The organism is Serratia sp. PL7, from assembly GCF_945957435.1.
Window position 1 is genome coordinate 441,660 of the sequence record NZ_CAMFLB010000004.1, and the last position, 15,963, is coordinate 457,622.

The 15,963-nt window shown below is 58.3% G+C and carries 14 protein-coding genes and 4 tRNA genes; 15 read left to right on the forward strand and 3 right to left on the reverse strand.

Annotated features, from left to right (window positions below; genetic code table 11):
* Window positions 1-6 precede the first annotated feature (6 nt).
* On the forward strand, window positions 7-768 hold the full coding sequence (gene chbG, locus N6G83_RS22245) for a chitin disaccharide deacetylase (protein WP_049294841.1): 762 nt from the start codon (window positions 7-9) through the stop codon (window positions 766-768).
* Window positions 769-777: 9 nt separating this feature from the next.
* Here chbG and N6G83_RS22250 read toward each other — a convergent pair whose 3' ends face one another.
* Complete coding sequence (locus N6G83_RS22250) at window positions 778-2,157, reverse strand: MFS transporter (RefSeq protein WP_060448146.1); 1,380 nt, start codon at window positions 2,155-2,157, stop codon at window positions 778-780.
* A 243-nt stretch (window positions 2,158-2,400) separates the two neighbouring features.
* Here N6G83_RS22250 and pncC point away from each other — a divergent pair, with 243 nt between their 5' ends.
* The 13 genes from pncC to luxS all read left to right on the forward strand — a co-directional run bounded on the left by pncC (window position 2,401) and on the right by luxS (window position 12,080).
* Window positions 2,401-2,889 (forward strand): nicotinamide-nucleotide amidase, encoded by a 489-nt coding sequence (pncC, locus tag N6G83_RS22255; protein ID WP_025301633.1) that lies wholly within the window; start codon window positions 2,401-2,403, stop codon window positions 2,887-2,889.
* Window positions 2,890-3,000: 111 nt separating this feature from the next.
* A complete protein-coding gene (recA, locus tag N6G83_RS22260) occupies window positions 3,001-4,065 on the forward strand; it encodes a recombinase RecA (RefSeq protein WP_004932541.1) in 1,065 nt (354 codons plus the stop codon).
* Between the two features lie 60 nt (window positions 4,066-4,125).
* Window positions 4,126-4,638 carry a recombination regulator RecX gene (recX, locus tag N6G83_RS22265; RefSeq protein WP_025301634.1) on the forward strand — a complete coding sequence of 171 codons (513 nt, stop codon included), beginning with the start codon at window positions 4,126-4,128 and terminating at the stop codon, window positions 4,636-4,638.
* A gap of 133 nt (window positions 4,639-4,771) precedes the next feature.
* Window positions 4,772-7,399: an alanine--tRNA ligase gene (gene alaS, locus N6G83_RS22270; protein WP_148123143.1), complete on the forward strand. Its 2,628-nt coding sequence runs from the start codon at window positions 4,772-4,774 to the stop codon at window positions 7,397-7,399.
* A gap of 252 nt (window positions 7,400-7,651) precedes the next feature.
* Window positions 7,652-7,837: a carbon storage regulator CsrA gene (csrA, locus tag N6G83_RS22275; RefSeq protein ID WP_004091602.1), complete on the forward strand. Its 186-nt coding sequence runs from the start codon at window positions 7,652-7,654 to the stop codon at window positions 7,835-7,837.
* A gap of 310 nt (window positions 7,838-8,147) precedes the next feature.
* A tRNA-Ser gene (locus N6G83_RS22280) sits at window positions 8,148-8,240 on the forward strand.
* 3 nt (window positions 8,241-8,243) lie between these two features.
* A tRNA-Arg gene (locus N6G83_RS22285) sits at window positions 8,244-8,320 on the forward strand.
* Between the two features lie 61 nt (window positions 8,321-8,381).
* Window positions 8,382-8,458, forward strand: a tRNA-Arg gene (locus tag N6G83_RS22290).
* Window positions 8,459-8,512: 54 nt separating this feature from the next.
* A tRNA-Arg gene (locus tag N6G83_RS22295) sits at window positions 8,513-8,589 on the forward strand.
* Between the two features lie 172 nt (window positions 8,590-8,761).
* A complete protein-coding gene (gene yqaB / locus N6G83_RS22300) occupies window positions 8,762-9,328 on the forward strand; it encodes a fructose-1-phosphate/6-phosphogluconate phosphatase (RefSeq protein ID WP_025301636.1) in 567 nt (188 codons plus the stop codon).
* Window positions 9,325-9,753 (forward strand): YqaA family protein, encoded by a 429-nt coding sequence (locus N6G83_RS22305; protein WP_025159656.1) that lies wholly within the window; start codon window positions 9,325-9,327, stop codon window positions 9,751-9,753. The genes yqaB and N6G83_RS22305 overlap by 4 nt, the downstream gene beginning before the upstream one ends.
* An 82-nt stretch (window positions 9,754-9,835) precedes the next feature.
* Window positions 9,836-11,398, forward strand: a complete 1,563-nt coding sequence (gshA, locus tag N6G83_RS22310; RefSeq protein ID WP_015376703.1) for a glutamate--cysteine ligase — start codon at window positions 9,836-9,838, stop codon at window positions 11,396-11,398.
* Between the two features lie 166 nt (window positions 11,399-11,564).
* Window positions 11,565-12,080: an S-ribosylhomocysteine lyase gene (gene luxS / locus N6G83_RS22315; protein WP_004932513.1), complete on the forward strand. Its 516-nt coding sequence runs from the start codon at window positions 11,565-11,567 to the stop codon at window positions 12,078-12,080.
* Between the two features lie 65 nt (window positions 12,081-12,145).
* Here the strand turns inward: luxS and N6G83_RS22320 are convergent, their stop codons facing one another.
* Window positions 12,146-13,435: an HlyC/CorC family transporter gene (locus N6G83_RS22320; RefSeq protein WP_016929024.1), complete on the reverse strand. Its 1,290-nt coding sequence runs from the start codon at window positions 13,433-13,435 to the stop codon at window positions 12,146-12,148.
* A gap of 42 nt (window positions 13,436-13,477) precedes the next feature.
* Window positions 13,478-14,269 carry an inner membrane protein YpjD gene (locus N6G83_RS22325; protein ID WP_004932506.1) on the reverse strand — a complete coding sequence of 264 codons (792 nt, stop codon included), beginning with the start codon at window positions 14,267-14,269 and terminating at the stop codon, window positions 13,478-13,480.
* Between the two features lie 169 nt (window positions 14,270-14,438).
* On the opposite strand from N6G83_RS22325, the gene ffh reads away from it, so the two are divergent.
* Entirely contained in the window at window positions 14,439-15,800 is a 1,362-nt protein-coding gene (ffh, locus tag N6G83_RS22330) for a signal recognition particle protein (protein ID WP_004932504.1), read from the forward strand.
* Window positions 15,801-15,963 lie beyond the last annotated feature (163 nt).

The following is a 15,963-nucleotide window of genomic DNA, read 5'->3' on the forward strand; positions in this document are numbered from 1 at the left end:
GCCATTATGGAAAAACTACTGATCGTGAATGCCGACGACTTCGGCCTGAGCAAAGGACAGAACTACGGCGTCGTCGAGGCGTATCAGCATGGCGTCGTTTCCTCCACCACGGCGATGGTGAACGGCGGCGGCGCCCAGCACGCGGCGGCGCTCAGCCGGCAATATCCGGGGTTGCCGATCGGGCTGCATTTCGTTTTGACCCATGGCAGGCCGCTGGGCGCCATGCCTTCGCTGGTCAATGAGCATGGCGAGCTGGGCAAATGGCTGTGGGGCCGCGCCGAGGCCGGCGAGCTGCAGCTGGACGAGATTCAGGAGGAGCTGCAGCGCCAGTTCACGCGGTTTGTGACGCTGTTCGGCAGGGCGCCAACGCATATCGACAGCCACCACCATGTGCATATGCAGCCGCAGATTTACCCGCTGGTGGAGGCGTTTGCACAGGCACAGGGTCTGCCGCTGCGCCTCGATCGCGAAGAGGCGAAACGGCGCGGTATTGCGTTGCAGACGCCCTACAGCACCGACGCGTTTGACGCGGGATTCTACGGTGAAACGATTTCCGAAGCCTTGTTCCTGCAGAGGTTGGCACGCGCCGACGCGCAGGGCGCCGAGTCATTGGAAATGATGTGCCACCCGGCGTTCCTCGATGCGACGATCCTGCAGAGCAAATACTGCCACCCGCGGCTCGTCGAGCTGGATGTGTTGACCGCGCCGACGCTGAAAGCGGCGATCGCCGAACGCGGTTTTATGCTGGGCTCCTTCCAGGATCTGTAGCACCACCGTTTACAGCATGGCGTGCGCCTTTTTCAGGCCGGTGTCCTCGTGCGGATCGGCTCCCTGAGGCAAGGGTTCCTCCTCCTGTTCTTCGGGCTGTGGCTCCTCGACATCGGGCGCCGCTTCCGGCGGCGGCATGGTGTCGTGAATGATCTGCTCATCGAAGGTCGGATTGAGCGCCGGCGACAGCGGTGAACTGGCGAGGCTGTCTGGCAGCGCAATGTGCGGCACCGGCGCGTCCTGTGCCAGCTGCGGTTCCTCCGCTTTCGCCGTACGGCCGAGGGCCGCCAGCAGTACGCCGCACAGAGCGAAGAAGGCGTACAGGATGTTGCCGCCAAGCGGCTCGATCAGTGCGCCGACCGCCAACGGCCCGATGCTGGCGCCGACGCCGAACGCCATCAGCAGACAGGCGGCCAGCGAGACGCGGCGCTCCGGCTCGATCAGATCGTTGGCCAATGCCACCACCAGCGGATAGAGCGTAAACTGCAGCATGCTGACGACGAACCCCACCGCCAGCAGCAGCGGGAAATCGATGTGCGGCAGCAGCGCCAGCGGCAGCGCCGCCACGATCAGCAAAATGGCGTTGAAGCGCATCAGCAACGGGCGGTTATAGCGATCCGACAGCCAACTGAGCGGGAACTGCGCCACCAACCCGGCGAAGATGGCCAGCGCCATGAACAGGCCGGTTTGCTGAGTGGTTAAGGATTGCAGGCTGGCGTAGACCGGCGCCAGGCCGTAAAACGAGCCCACCACCATGCCGATCACCAACGTGGTGGCCAGCACCTTGGGAATGGCGCCGACAAAGTAACGCAGCTCCATCGGGGCCGGCGACATGTGGCGCGCATTGGTGCGGGTGGTGAGAGCGATCGGCACCAGACAGAGCGCGAAACACAGTGCGATCACCAGCAGCGTGGTGATGCCCAGATTGCTTTGCAGCATCAGCACGATCTGGCCCAGCGACATGCCGAGATAGGTCGCCGCCATATAGAAGCCGAACACCATGCCGCGCTGGTTGGATTCCGCCTGGTCGTTCAGCCAGCTTTCCAGCACCATATACTGGCACATCATGCACAGCCCGATCACCAGACGCAGCGCGACCCAGGCGGGAATGAACTCCGTCAGGCCGTGCCCCAGCACCGCGGCGGTGATGATGCCGGCGCAGGCCACGTAGGCGCGGATATGCCCGACGCGGGCGATGAGAAAGTGGCCGACCTTGCCGCCGATCACCAACCCGATGTAGTTGGCGGCGATGATAGCGCCGATCAACGCGCTGCTGACGTGGATGGAGGTCAGCCGCAGCGAGACGTAGGTGGTGAGCAGGCCCGAGCCCAACAGCAGCAGCAGGGTGGTGGTGTACAACGGCAAAAATACGCCCAACGTTTTTTTCACGCTATCATCCTAATCTCTTCTGGTGCGCCCTGAGGCCGCCGCCGCAGCGTGCCGCCTCCGTGATGTTCCTTGTGCTGGTGCGCCGCCGCTCGATGGGGCGCTTCTTTTGATACTAGCAGCTTGGCTGGGCGCTTAAAACCGCACCTCCTGCGAGGCGCTGCGCATTTCTGCGCGCCAGCCGCTGCAGCGCCTTGATAAATGCTACTATCGGGCGCATATACCTGAATTCGCGAGGGAGGGATTATGAGTGAAAACCAACTGCGTCAGCTCAGCGTGCTGGCAGGGGAGAAACTGAAGGCTCAGGGCCGCTGGATCACCTGTGCGGAATCCTGCACCGGGGGGGGGATCGCCAAGGCCATTACCGATATCGCCGGCAGCTCCGCCTATTTCGATCGCGGTTTCGTCACCTACAGCAATGCGGCAAAGCATGACCTGCTCGGGGTGAACGAAGCGACGTTGGCGGCGCACGGCGCGGTCAGCGAAGAGGTGGTGCGCGAGATGGCGATAGGGGCGCTGCGTGCGGCGCAGGCCGATCTGGCGCTGTCGGTGAGCGGCATCGCCGGCCCGGACGGCGGCAGCGCGGAAAAGCCGGTCGGCACCGTGTGGTTCGGTTTCGCCGGCAGCGATGGCCGGGGGCTGTCGCGCAAGATGCAATTCGAGGGCGACCGCGATGCGGTGCGGCTGCAGGCGACGATTTTCGCGCTGCAAACCGCCATCGACGAATTTTTGTAAATTAGGCTTGATACTGTATGACCATACAGTATAATTAGTGACATTTCCTGCACAACATACATTCAGTGGCAGTGTGGGGTAACACCGGCATTGCGAAACGAAGGAGCAAAAATGGCTATTGATGAGAACAAGCAAAAGGCGTTAGCTGCGGCACTGGGCCAGATTGAGAAACAGTTCGGCAAAGGCTCCATCATGCGCCTGGGTGAAGACCGCTCCATGGACGTGGAAACGATCTCCACCGGCTCACTGTCACTCGATATCGCTCTGGGCGCCGGCGGCCTGCCGATGGGCCGCATCGTCGAAATCTACGGCCCGGAATCGTCCGGTAAAACTACCCTGACGCTGCAGGTGATCGCCGCTGCGCAGCGCGAAGGCAAAACCTGTGCGTTCATTGATGCTGAGCATGCGCTGGATCCTATCTATGCGAAAAAGCTGGGCGTTGATATCGACAACCTGCTGTGCTCCCAGCCGGACACCGGCGAGCAGGCGCTGGAAATCTGTGATGCGCTGACCCGCTCCGGCGCGGTTGACGTCATCATCGTCGACTCCGTGGCGGCGCTGACGCCGAAGGCGGAAATCGAGGGTGAAATCGGCGATTCGCACATGGGTCTGGCGGCGCGCATGATGAGCCAGGCGATGCGTAAGCTGGCCGGCAACCTGAAAAACGCCAATACCCTGCTGATCTTCATCAACCAGATCCGTATGAAGATCGGCGTGATGTTCGGCAACCCGGAAACCACCACCGGTGGTAACGCCCTGAAGTTCTACGCTTCGGTACGCCTGGATATCCGTCGTATCGGCGCCATCAAAGAGGGCGACGAAGTGGTGGGCAGCGAAACCCGCGTGAAAGTGGTGAAGAACAAAATCGCTGCGCCGTTCAAACAGGCTGAATTCCAAATCATGTACGGCGAAGGCATCAACAGCCGTGGTGAGCTGGTCGATCTGGGCGTGAAGCACAAGATGATCGAAAAAGCCGGCGCCTGGTACAGCTATAACGGCGAGAAGATCGGTCAGGGCAAGGCGAACGCCTGTAACTTCCTGAAAGAAAACCCGGCTATCGCCGCCGAGCTGGATAAGAAACTGCGCGACCTGCTGCTGCACAGCGGCGGTGAGCTGGTGGCTGCCTCCGGTGACGACTTCGAAGATGACGAAGCGGAAACCAGCGAGCAGTTTTAATCGCTGAAGATGTGCGCCGCCGTTTATGTGGCGCACATCCCCTGAATTCAGGCTCAAATGATGAATGACTTGCTAAGCCGCGCCATGCGCCTGCTGTCGCAACGCGATCATAGTGAAGCTGAACTGCGCCGCAAACTTGCGGCGCAGCCGTTTGTGGCGAAAGCCCGTTTTGGCGGCAAGGGGCCACATGCGTCGACATCACCGCCGGTGGCTGAAGAGCCGGTAGATCCTGCGCTGATCGAGCAGGTTATCGCCTACTGTTATCAGCATAATTGGCTGGACGATAAGCGTTTCGCCCACAGCTACATTGGCAGCCGCAGCCGCAAAGGTTACGGCGCGCAGCGCATCCGCAGCGAACTGATGCAAAAGGGCGTCGACAAAGCGCTGGTACAGGACGCGCTGGCGGAATGCGACATCGACTGGTGTGAACAGGCGAAACAGGTGGCGCAGCGAAAATTTGGCGATGCGTTGCCAACTGACTGGAAAGAGAAAGCCAAAGTGCAGCGTTATCTGCTCTATCGCGGCTTTTTCCAGGAAGAAATTCAGTCAATTTACCGTGATTTTGCGCAATGAGCGCACACGGGGTTTTACTTCCCTCTGAAGAAAATTTATCTTATCCCCACTTTTTGTTCGTGAGCTGGTTGTCATCGTCGGGATGACGCGCCACCGGCTCACGTGTCGTTATTCTAGCCTTTCCAGGAAAATTATGAGCAAGAGCACCGCTGAGATCCGTCAAGCGTTTCTCGATTTCTTTCATAGTAAGGGTCATCAGGTTGTAGCAAGCAGCTCCCTGGTGCCTAACAATGATCCGACATTGCTGTTTACCAATGCCGGCATGAACCAATTTAAGGATGTTTTCCTGGGGCTCGACAAACGCGCCTATTCCCGCGCCACTACCTCGCAGCGCTGCGTGCGCGCAGGCGGCAAGCATAACGACCTGGAAAACGTCGGGTATACCGCTCGTCACCACACCTTCTTTGAAATGCTGGGCAACTTCAGCTTCGGCGATTACTTCAAGCACGATGCGATCAGCTACGCGTGGGAACTGCTGACCGGTGAAAACTGGTTCAACCTGCCGAAAGAGCGACTGTGGGTCACCGTGTATGAAACCGATGACGAAGCATTCGACATCTGGCAGAAGCAAATCGGCGTACCGGCCGAGCGCATTATCCGCATCGGCGACAACAAGGGCGCGCCTTTCGCTTCCGATAACTTCTGGCAGATGGGCGATACCGGCCCATGCGGCCCGTGCACCGAGATTTTCTACGATCACGGCGATCACATTTGGGGTGGTCCTCCGGGCAGCCCGGAAGAAGACGGCGATCGCTACATCGAGATCTGGAACATCGTTTTCATGCAGTTCAACCGTCAGTCCGACGGCACCATGTTGCCGCTGCCGAAACCTTCGGTGGATACCGGTATGGGCCTGGAACGCATCGCGGCGGTGTTGCAGCATGTGAACTCCAACTATGAGATCGACCTGTTCCGCACCCTGATTGCCGCCGTGGCGAAAGTGACCGGTGCGACCGATCTGGACAATAAATCTCTGCGCGTTATCGCCGACCACATCCGTTCCTGCGCCTTCCTGGTGTCTGACGGCGTGATCCCGTCTAACGAAAACCGCGGCTACGTGCTGCGTCGCATCATTCGTCGTGCGATCCGCCATGGCAACATGCTGGGCGCGAAAGACACCTTCTTCTACAAGCTGGTGGCGCCGCTGATCGAAGTGATGGGCCCGGCGGCCGATGAACTGAAACGCCAGCAGTCGCTGGTGGAGCAGGTGCTGAAAACCGAAGAAGAGCAGTTTGCCCGTACGCTGGAGCGTGGTCTGGCGCTGCTGGATGAAGAGCTGGCCAAGCTGCAGGGCGATACCCTGGACGGCGAAACCGCTTTCCGTCTGTACGATACCTACGGCTTCCCGGTGGACCTGACCGCTGACGTCTGCCGCGAGCGCGGTCTGAAAGTCGACGAAGCGGGCTTTGAAGAGGCGATGGAAGCACAGCGCCGCCGCGCGCGCGAATCCAGCGGCTTCGGCGCCGACTACAACAGCCTGATCCGTGTGGACGGCAGAAGTCAGTTCAGCGGCTACGATCACGACGAGCAGCAGGCGATGGTCATTGCGCTGTTCCGCGACGGCCAGCCGGTCGATCAGATCAACGCTGGCGAAGAGGCGGTGGTGGTGCTGGACGAGACGCCGTTCTACGGTGAATCCGGCGGCCAGGTCGGCGATAAAGGCGTGCTGAAAGCCGCAGGCGCCGAGTTTGTGGTCAACGACACCCAGAAATACGGTCAGGCTATCGGCCATCAAGGCAAGCTGGCGCAAGGTTCGCTGAAGCTGAACGATCGCGTGGACGCGCAGATCGACACTGAACGCCGCAACAGCATCCGCCTGAACCACTCCGCGACCCACCTGCTGCACGCTGCGCTGCGCCAAACGTTGGGCGAGCACGTTGCGCAGAAAGGCTCTCTGGTTAACGACAAATACCTGCGCTTCGACTTCTCGCATTTCGAAGCGATGAAGCCGGAACAAATTCGCGCGGTGGAAGATCTGGTTAACCAGCAGGTGCGTCGTAACCTGCCGGTGCAGACCGAGCTGATGGCGTTGGAAGATGCCAAAGAGAAGGGTGCGATGGCGCTGTTCGGTGAGAAGTACGACGACAACGTTCGCGTGCTGACCATGGGCGACTTCTCCACCGAGCTGTGCGGCGGCACCCACGCCAGCCGCACCGGCGATATCGGCCTGTTCCGCATTCTGAGCGAATCGGGCACCGCGGCGGGCATCCGCCGTATTGAAGCGGTGACCGGCGCTGGCGCTATCGCTACGCTGCATCAGCAAAGCGATTTGTTGCAAGACGTTGCTCAGTTGGTGAAGGGCGACAGCAACAACCTGACCGATAAAGTGCGCTCGGTGCTCGATCGCACGCGTGTGCTGGAAAAAGAACTGCAGCAACTGAAAGATCAGCAGGCGGCGCAGGAAAGCGCGTCGCTGTCCAGCCAGGCGAAAGTGGTTAACGGCGTGAAGCTGTTGGTCAGCCAGTTGGACAATGTCGAAGCCAAAATGCTGCGCACCATGGTGGATGACCTGAAAAATCAATTGGGTTCGGCCATTATCGTGTTGGCGACGACGGCTGATGACAAAGTCAGCCTGGTCGCAGGCGTGACCAAGGATCTGACTGACCGCGTGAAAGCCGGCGAGTTGATCGGCAACGTGGCGCAGCAGGTCGGCGGCAAGGGCGGTGGTCGCCCTGATATGGCGATGGCGGGGGGGACGGATATCAACGCCCTGCCAGCGGCGTTAAACAGCGTAGAAGCCTGGGTGGCCTCGAAGCTGTGAACATAAATAAATAGCACGCACAAACGCCATAATACTTTGTTGATTATGGCGTTTTCATACTGTGCTAACACAATTTAGTTACAATTGCGGGAACAAAGTTTTTCAGGTCGGCTAAACTTACCATTATCTGAGGTGGGACCAAGTCTGCTTACACTTATTGTGGATTGCGCGGCTTACGTTTTCACCACATATGATGGATAATGACGGGGAAACTGAGAGACCCGACTCTTTTAATCTTTCAAGGAGCAAAGAATGTTAATTCTGACTCGTCGAGTTGGTGAAACCCTCATGATTGGCGATGAGGTTACGGTCACTGTGCTAGGGGTAAAAGGCAACCAGGTGCGTATTGGTGTGAATGCCCCCAAAGAGGTTTCGGTTCACCGTGAAGAAATCTATCAGCGCATTCAGGCAGAGAAGTCTCAGCAGACGACTTACTGATTCCGAAGCAGCGTCTCGTTGCCAGACGAGACGCTACTGCATCGTTTTACCCACTTCTTTCGTTCTCCCCTCTCTTTTTCGTGATTATTTTCCCGGTGAGTTTCCTGCTTTGTTGCCACAGACGCTGCGGTTGCCTGTTGATAAAACGCCCTTTTTGCCGTGAAATCGCCCATGTTGGGTGTGAATTGTGCAAACGCGCATGAGTTGGGAAAAATTGTTTGACTTAAAAGTCGGAGAAAGTAATATGTGCGCCACGCAGTGCCGATGAGCTTCTCCAAAGCAAGTTAGGCACAATTCGAAAGAAGCGTATGGTGAGGTGGCCGAGAGGCTGAAGGCGCTCCCCTGCTAAGGGAGTATGCGGTCAAAAGCTGCATCCGGGGTTCGAATCCCCGCCTCACCGCCATTTGCATCCATAGCTCAGCTGGATAGAGTACTCGGCTACGAACCGAGCGGTCGGAGGTTCGAATCCTCCTGGATGCACCATATTTTGCAGTATGGTGGGGTAGTAACAACGTACCATACGGTATCAAAAAAGAATTCCTGTGCATCCATAGCTCAGCTGGATAGAGTACTCGGCTACGAACCGAGCGGTCGGAGGTTCGAATCCTCCTGGATGCACCATTCTTTCTGTCGTGTTTCGTTAGCGAAGCAGGCAAGCAGTAAAAAAATAGACATGCATCCATAGCTCAGCTGGATAGAGTACTCGGCTACGAACCGAGCGGTCGGAGGTTCGAATCCTCCTGGATGCACCATCTAAGAGAAACCCGCCTCGGCGGGTTTTTCGCTTTTCAGCCTTTATCTATCTCCCCCTCTTTCCCCTTTGTGTACGATTAGGCACAGCACATTCCGCTATGACGCAGTCAGCGACAACCCATCGGCTTTACGCTAAAGTAGTTTTCTTTCCTCAACGATCATGGAGTAACGATGTACGACCGCTATCAGGGTCTTATTTTCGACATGGACGGCACGATTCTGGACACCGAGCCAACGCACCGTAAAGCGTGGCATGAAGTGTTGTCCCGTTATGGCATGACGTTTGATGAAACGGCCATGGTGGCGCTGAGCGGTTCGCCGACCTGGCGCATCGCTCAGGCGATTATCGCCAGCCATCAGGCCGACCTCGATCCCCATCACCTGGCGGCGGAGAAAACCCGCGCGGTGGAAGCGATGCTGCTGGATAGCGTGCGTCCCTTGCCGCTGATCGAGGTGGTGAAGTCCTATCACGGTCGCCGTCCGATGGCGGTCGGTACCGGCAGCGAGCACCGCATGGCGGAAATGCTGCTGCGTCATCTCGGCCTGTTCGACTGCTTCGACGCGATCGTCGGCGCGGACGACGTACAGCGCCATAAACCGGAGCCGGATACCTTCTTACGCTGTGCTGAACTGATCGGCGTGCCGCCGGAAAAATGCGTGGTGTTTGAAGATGCCGAATTTGGCATTCAGGCGGCGAAAAGTGCCGGTATGGCTGTGGTAGACGTCCGCACGCTGTGAGTAGTACGCTAGCCGTAATATCGTTATTTGGCAGTAGCTTCCTCAGTGCGACGCTGCTGCCGGGAAATTCAGAAATCGTTCTGGTCGCCTTGCTGACCCAGAGTCGCGTCTCGCCGGAATTGCTGGTGCTGGCCGCGACCCTGGGCAACACGCTGGGCGGCTTGACCAATGTCATTATCGGGCGCCTGTTACCGGCGTTGAAACCACAGCGGGGGCTGGCAACGGCGCTCGGGTGGCTGCAACGCTTCGGCCCGGCTGCGCTGTTGCTCAGTTGGGTGCCGGTGGTGGGCGATTTGTTGTGCGTGTTGGCAGGTTGGCTGCGCATGCCCTGGGGCTCTGTCGCGCTGTTTCTGTGTATCGGAAAGGCGCTGCGTTACATCGTTTTGACTATGATAACGGTACAGGGCATCGCCTGGTGGCAGTAACCAAGTGAATATAACTCAATATTCTCTCGGGTGCGGATTCAGTATGCTTACGAGTTATTGTTTTTAGAAGCGGGAGGTCAATTTGATCCCGGACGTATCACAGGCGCTTTCTTGGTTGGAAGCCCATCCTCAGGCATTAAAAGGCATTCGTCGCGGCATCGAGCGTGAAACGCTGCGAGTCACGCCGAACGGCACCTTGGCGACCACCGGGCATCCGGAAAAGCTGGGGGCGGCATTGACGCACCACTGGATCACCACGGACTTCGCCGAGGCGCTGTTAGAGTTTATTACGCCGGTTGATGACAATATCGATCACCTGCTGACGTTCCTGCGCGATATTCATCGCTACGTGGCGCGCAATATTGGCGATGAGCGCATGTGGCCGCTCAGCATGCCGTGCTTTATCGAAGCCGAGCAGGATATTGAGCTGGCGCAGTTCGGTTCGTCGAACATCGGCCGCATGAAGACGCTGTACCGCGAAGGGTTGAAGAATCGCTATGGCGCGTTGATGCAGACCATTTCCGGCGTGCACTACAACTTCTCGCTGCCGCTGGAGTTTTGGCAGGCCTGGGCTGGCGTGCAGGACGCAGAAAGCGGTAAAGAGCAGATCTCGGCGGGGTATTTCCGCCTGATCCGCAACTATTACCGTTTCGGTTGGGTGATCCCGTATCTGTTCGGCGCATCGCCGGCCATTTGTTCTTCGTTCCTCAAAGGGCGCGAGACCACTCTGCCGTTCGAACGCACCGAGCAGGGGATGTGCTATCTGCCGTACGCCACCTCGCTGCGTCTGAGCGACCTGGGTTACACCAACAAGTCGCAGAGTAATCTGGGCATCACCTTCAACGATCTGCACAGCTATGTGGCCGGTCTGAAGCGGGCGATCGTTACGCCTTCCGAAGAGTTCGCCAAGCTGGGCGTGAAAGAGGGTGACCGCTACCTGCAGTTGAACAGTAACGTGCTGCAAATCGAAAACGAGCTGTATGCGCCGATCCGGCCGAAGCGCGTGACCAAAAGCGGCGAGACGCCGTCAGACGCGCTGCTGCGCGGCGGTATCGAATATATCGAAGTGCGTTCGCTGGATATCAACCCGTTCTCGCCGATCGGCGTGGATGCGGTGCAGGCGCGTTTCCTGGATCTGTTCCTGGTGTGGTGCGCGCTGGCCGATGCGCCGGAGATGAGCAGCGATGAACTGCTGTGCACGCGCAAGAACTGGAACCGGGTGATTCTGGAAGGGCGCAAGCCGGGCCAGACCATCGGCATCGGCTGTGGTGCCAGCCATGAGCCGCTGGAAAAAGTGGGTAAGGCGCTGTTCGCCGATCTGCGTCGGGTCGCGGAAGTGTTGGACGGCGAAGCCGGCAACCGTCAATACCAGCAGGTGTGCGATGAGCTGGTCGCCGCATTTGACGATCCTGAGCTGACCTTCTCCGCGCGCATTCTGAAGGCGATGAAGGCGGAAGGCACTGGGCGCGTCGGTCTGCAGCTGGCGGAGCAGTATCGCCAGACGTTGCTGGAAGAACCGTTGGAAATCCTGAATGAGGCCGAGCTGGATAAAGAGCGGGAAGCCTCGTGGCAGCGCCAACGCGACATAGAAGCCAATGATACGCTAAGCTTTGAAGCGTTCCTGAAGCAAAACGGCGGAAGCTGAAAAAGAAAAAGGCCACATCAATGTGGCCAAATATGCATCTCTGATGACAGGGATGATGATAACAAATGCGCGTCTTTCACATACTCAGACTCGCAGGGTTGGAAAAGGTTTCCCGGTTAGGAAAAAAAGTTTCGAAATAAATGCTCTTTTACGAGGAGGTAGCGAAATGCCATTGCTGGATAGCTTTACCGTCGATCATACCCGTATGGCAGCCCCGGCTGTCCGCGTTGCGAAAACCATGAAAACGCCTCATGGTGATACCATCACGGTATTTGATCTGCGCTTTTGCCGCCCGAACCTGGAAGTGATGCCCGAACGCGGCATTCACACGCTGGAACACCTGTTCGCCGGCTTTATGCGCGACCACCTGAACGGCCAGGGCGTGGAGATTATCGACATCTCCCCAATGGGCTGCCGCACCGGTTTCTACATGAGCCTGATCGGCGTGCCGGAAGAGCAGCGCGTTGCCGATGCCTGGAAAGCGGCGATGGCCGACGTGCTGAAAGTGACCGACCAGCGCAAGATCCCTGAGCTGAACGAGTACCAGTGTGGTACCTACCACATGCACTCGCTGGAAGAAGCGCAGGAAATCGCCAAGCACATTCTGGATAACGGCGTGGTGGTGAACCACAACGACGAGCTGGCGCTGCCGAAAGAGAAGCTGCAGGAGCTGCATATCTGACCGTACGTTTCCCGCAGAAACAAAAAAGACGCGATTTCGCGTCTTTTTTACGTTCTGGCCGGCGGTCAGTGATGGCCGACGCTGGACTGCAGCGAGGTGATCGGCGTGACTCGCACCTGTTTGATCATGTTGCCCTGTACGTCGAGAATGTCGATATCGTAATGGCCGATACGCACCCGGGTGCCGATTTCGGGGATCTCTTCCAGTTCTTCCAGCAGCATACCGTTGACGGTACGGGCTTCATTGGCCGGCAAGGTCCAGTTGAAGGCTTTGTTCAGCTCCCGTACGTTGGCGGTGCCGTCGATCAAGACCGAACCGTCGCTCTGCGGCGTGACTTCTTCCGCCAGCGTCGGTGACATCGAGGTGGTGAAGTCGCCGACGATCTCCTCGAGGATGTCTTCCACCGTGACCAGGCCCTGAATGTCGCCGTACTCGTCGACCACGATGCCGACCTTCTCTTTATTGCGCTGGAACTTCACCAACTGCACGTTGAGCGGCGTGCCTTCCGGCACGAAATAAATCTCGTCGGCGGCGCGCAGCAGGTTCTCTTTGTTGAACTCTTTTTTCTCGGTCATCAGGCGATAGGCTTCGCGCACGCGCAGCATGCCGATCGCATCGTCCAACGAGCTGCGATACAGCACGATGCGGCCGTGTGGCGAGTGGGTCAGCTGGCGCATGATCGACTTCCAGTCGTCGTTGACGTCGATGCCGACGATCTCGGTGCGTGGCACCATGATGTCGTTGACCGTCACCTTTTCCAGATCCAGCACCGAGATCAGCATGTCCTGATTGCGGCGGGAGATCTGCGACTGGGATTCGCGCACGATGGTGCGCAGCTCATCCTTGCTGACGGCGTCGCTGATGCGCACGTTGGTGCGAATGCCGAACAGGCGCAAGGTCAGGCTGGTGATGCCGTTAAGCAACCAGACCAGCGGGAACATCACCTTTTGCAACGGGGCCAGCAGGACGCTGCTGGGGAAGGCAATACGTTCCGGATAGAGGGCGGCGAAGGTCTTCGGCAGCACTTCGGCGAACAGCAGCACGGCGAAGGTCAGTATGCCGGTCGCGATCGCCACGCCGAGATCGCCATACAGCCGCATGCCGACGATGGTCGCCAGCGCCGAGGCGAGGATGTTGACCAGGTTGTTGCCGATCAGCACCAGGCCGATCAGCCGATCCGGTTTTTGCAGCAGCTTCTCCACCCGACGCGCCGAGCGGTTGCCCTGTTTGGACAGATGACGCAGGCGATAACGGTTGAGCGTCATCATGCCGGTTTCGGAGGCGGAGAAGTAAGCGGAGACCACGATCATGATCACCAGGATAATGATGAGGGTCCCCGTCGACACATGCTCCAATGCAGTATTCCTTATAGAGAGGGAGAATTGAGCCAGGCTGGCCTAGCGCACCATCACCTGCTGAATCAGACGGCTGCCGAAATAGGCGAGCGTCAGCAGGAAGGCGCCGGCGAAGCTGAACCAGACGACGCGGCGGCCGCGCCAGCCTTCATGGTAATGGCCCCACAACAGCACGATATACACGAACCAGGCCATGATCGACAGCACGGCTTTATGCACGTTCTCTTTGCTGAACAGGTTATCCATGTACAGCAGGCCGGTACACAGGGTGAGCGTCAGCAGCACCACGCCGATCTGGGTGATATGGAACATCTTGCGCTCGATGCTCATCAGCGGCGGCATGTCGGCGCTGAAGGTCAGCTTCTTGTTTTTCAACAGGTAGTCGAGCCAGGCGAGCTGCAAGGCGTAGAGTGCAGCGATGATCAGGGTGGCGTAAGAGAACAGCGCCAGACCGATATGCACCATCAATTCCGGGCTGGCCTCCAGGTGAGTGATAAACTCGCCGGGCATAAAGCTGGCGAAGGCCAGGTTGATCATCGCGAAGCTGTAGACGATCGGCAGCAGGAACCAGCCGCGGTCGCGCGAAGCGACGAAGGTCATCACCGAGCAGATGATCAGGCTGACGATAGAACCAATGTTCAGCAGGCTGAGATTCTGCCCGGCGCTGACGTCAAAGATGCGCTGCTGCAGCGCGATGGCGTGGCAAATCAGCGCCACCACCGCCGAGACGAGGGCCAGTCGACGGTATGCGCTGTTCTTCCGCAACAAGCTGGGAATGATCAGTCCAAGGCTGAGCAGGTAGGCCATCAAAGCCACAATGGAGAAAACTGGCATAGCGTTTAATTTTGCTTCGGCGTGGTTAATTGGAGTGTCAGTATAACGTTGCGCGCGTTTCACTCCAACCTATCTCCAACGCTGAGGCAGAGATCCTGCTCGCTTCGTGTTATCATCGGCGCAATTGTGTCGCCGGAGCGGCCTGTCATTACACGTTGAGCATGAGACGATGTTTGAAAATTTAACCGATCGATTGTCGCGCACGTTGCGCAATATCAGCGGCCGCGGGCGGCTGACCGAAGAAAATATCAAGGAAACCCTGCGTGAAGTGCGTATGGCATTGCTGGAAGCGGACGTTGCGCTGCCGGTGGTGCGCGACTTCATCAACCGCGTCAAAGAGAGCGCGGTTGGCCATGAAGTCAACAAGAGCCTGACGCCGGGGCAGGAGTTCGTCAAGATCGTCAAGGGCGAGCTGATCGCCGCGATGGGCGAAGTCAACACCGAGCTGAATCTGGCGGCTCAGCCGCCGGCCGTGGTGCTGATGGCGGGCCTGCAGGGCGCCGGTAAAACCACCAGCGTCGGTAAGCTCGGCAAGTTCCTGAAAGAAAAACAGAAGAAGAAAGTGTTGGTGGTTTCCGCGGACGTTTATCGCCCAGCGGCGATCAAACAGCTGGAAACGCTGGCGGAAGGTGTCGGCATCGATTTCTTCCCGTCTGACGTCAAAGAAAAACCGATCGACATCGTCAATCGCGCGCTGCAACAGGCCAAGCTGAAATTCTACGACGTACTGATCGTCGATACCGCCGGCCGTCTGCACGTTGACGAAGCGATGATGGACGAGATCAAACAGGTGCATGCGGCGATCAAGCCGGTGGAAACCCTGTTCGTGGTTGACGCCATGACCGGCCAGGACGCCGCCAATACCGCCAAGGCGTTTAATGAAGCGCTGCCGCTGACCGGCGTGGTGCTGACCAAGGTCGACGGCGACGCGCGCGGCGGTGCCGCATTGTCCATCCGCCACATCACCGGCAAGCCGATCAAATTCCTCGGCGTGGGCGAGAAGACCGAAGCGCTGGAGCCGTTCTACCCGGATCGCGTGGCATCACGCATCCTGGGCATGGGCGACGTGCTGTCACTGATCGAAGATATCGAAAGCAAGGTCGACCGCGAGCAGGCGGAGAAACTGGCCAACAAGCTGAAGAAGGGCGACGGTTTCGATCTGACCGACTTCCTGGAGCAGCTCAAGCAAATGCGCAACATGGGCGGTATGGCCAACATGTTGAGCAAGCTGCCGGGCGCGGGCCAACTGCCGGACAACGTCAAATCGCAGATGGACGACAAAGTGCTGGTGCGCATGGAGGCGATCATCAACTCGATGACGCTGAAAGAGCGCGCCAAACCTGAAATCATCAAGGGCTCGCGCAAGCGCCGCATCGCGATGGGGGCCGGCATGCAGGTGCAGGACGTCAACCGCTTGCTGAAGCAGTTCGACGAAATGCAGCGTATGATGAAGAAGATGAAGAAAGGCGGTATGGCGAAGATGATGCGCGGCATGAAAGGTATGATGCCACCGGGCTTCCCAGGCCGCTGATGGGCCTCCGCACGCTGAGTGCGGGCGCTTTCAGCATTCGCCGTTCGCGGTGAAAACCGCCCGAAATTTGACAGGCTGCAAAAGTTGTCCCCTGCGATCGACGCTTTAGATTGCTTTTTGCGCCAAAATGAGTAAAATTTTCGGGCTTTTTATATTGCAACCG

Bases quoted from the DNA above. Each gene is read 5' to 3' on its own strand.
- chbG (WP_049294841.1), top strand. From the start codon at position 7: ATGGAAAAACTACTGATCGTGAATGCCGACGACTTCGGCCTGAGCAAA.
- pncC (WP_025301633.1), top strand. From the start codon at position 2,401: ATGAGTGAAAACCAACTGCGTCAGCTCAGCGTGCTGGCAGGGGAGAAA.
- recA (WP_004932541.1), top strand. From the start codon at position 3,001: ATGGCTATTGATGAGAACAAGCAAAAGGCGTTAGCTGCGGCACTGGGC.
- recX (WP_025301634.1), top strand. From the start codon at position 4,126: ATGAATGACTTGCTAAGCCGCGCCATGCGCCTGCTGTCGCAACGCGAT.
- alaS (WP_148123143.1), top strand. From the start codon at position 4,772: ATGAGCAAGAGCACCGCTGAGATCCGTCAAGCGTTTCTCGATTTCTTT.
- csrA (WP_004091602.1), top strand. From the start codon at position 7,652: ATGTTAATTCTGACTCGTCGAGTTGGTGAAACCCTCATGATTGGCGAT.
- yqaB (WP_025301636.1), top strand. From the start codon at position 8,762: ATGTACGACCGCTATCAGGGTCTTATTTTCGACATGGACGGCACGATT.
- luxS (WP_004932513.1), top strand. From the start codon at position 11,565: ATGCCATTGCTGGATAGCTTTACCGTCGATCATACCCGTATGGCAGCC.
- N6G83_RS22325 (WP_004932506.1), bottom strand. From the start codon at position 14,269: ATGCCAGTTTTCTCCATTGTGGCTTTGATGGCCTACCTGCTCAGCCTT.
- ffh (WP_004932504.1), top strand. From the start codon at position 14,439: ATGTTTGAAAATTTAACCGATCGATTGTCGCGCACGTTGCGCAATATC.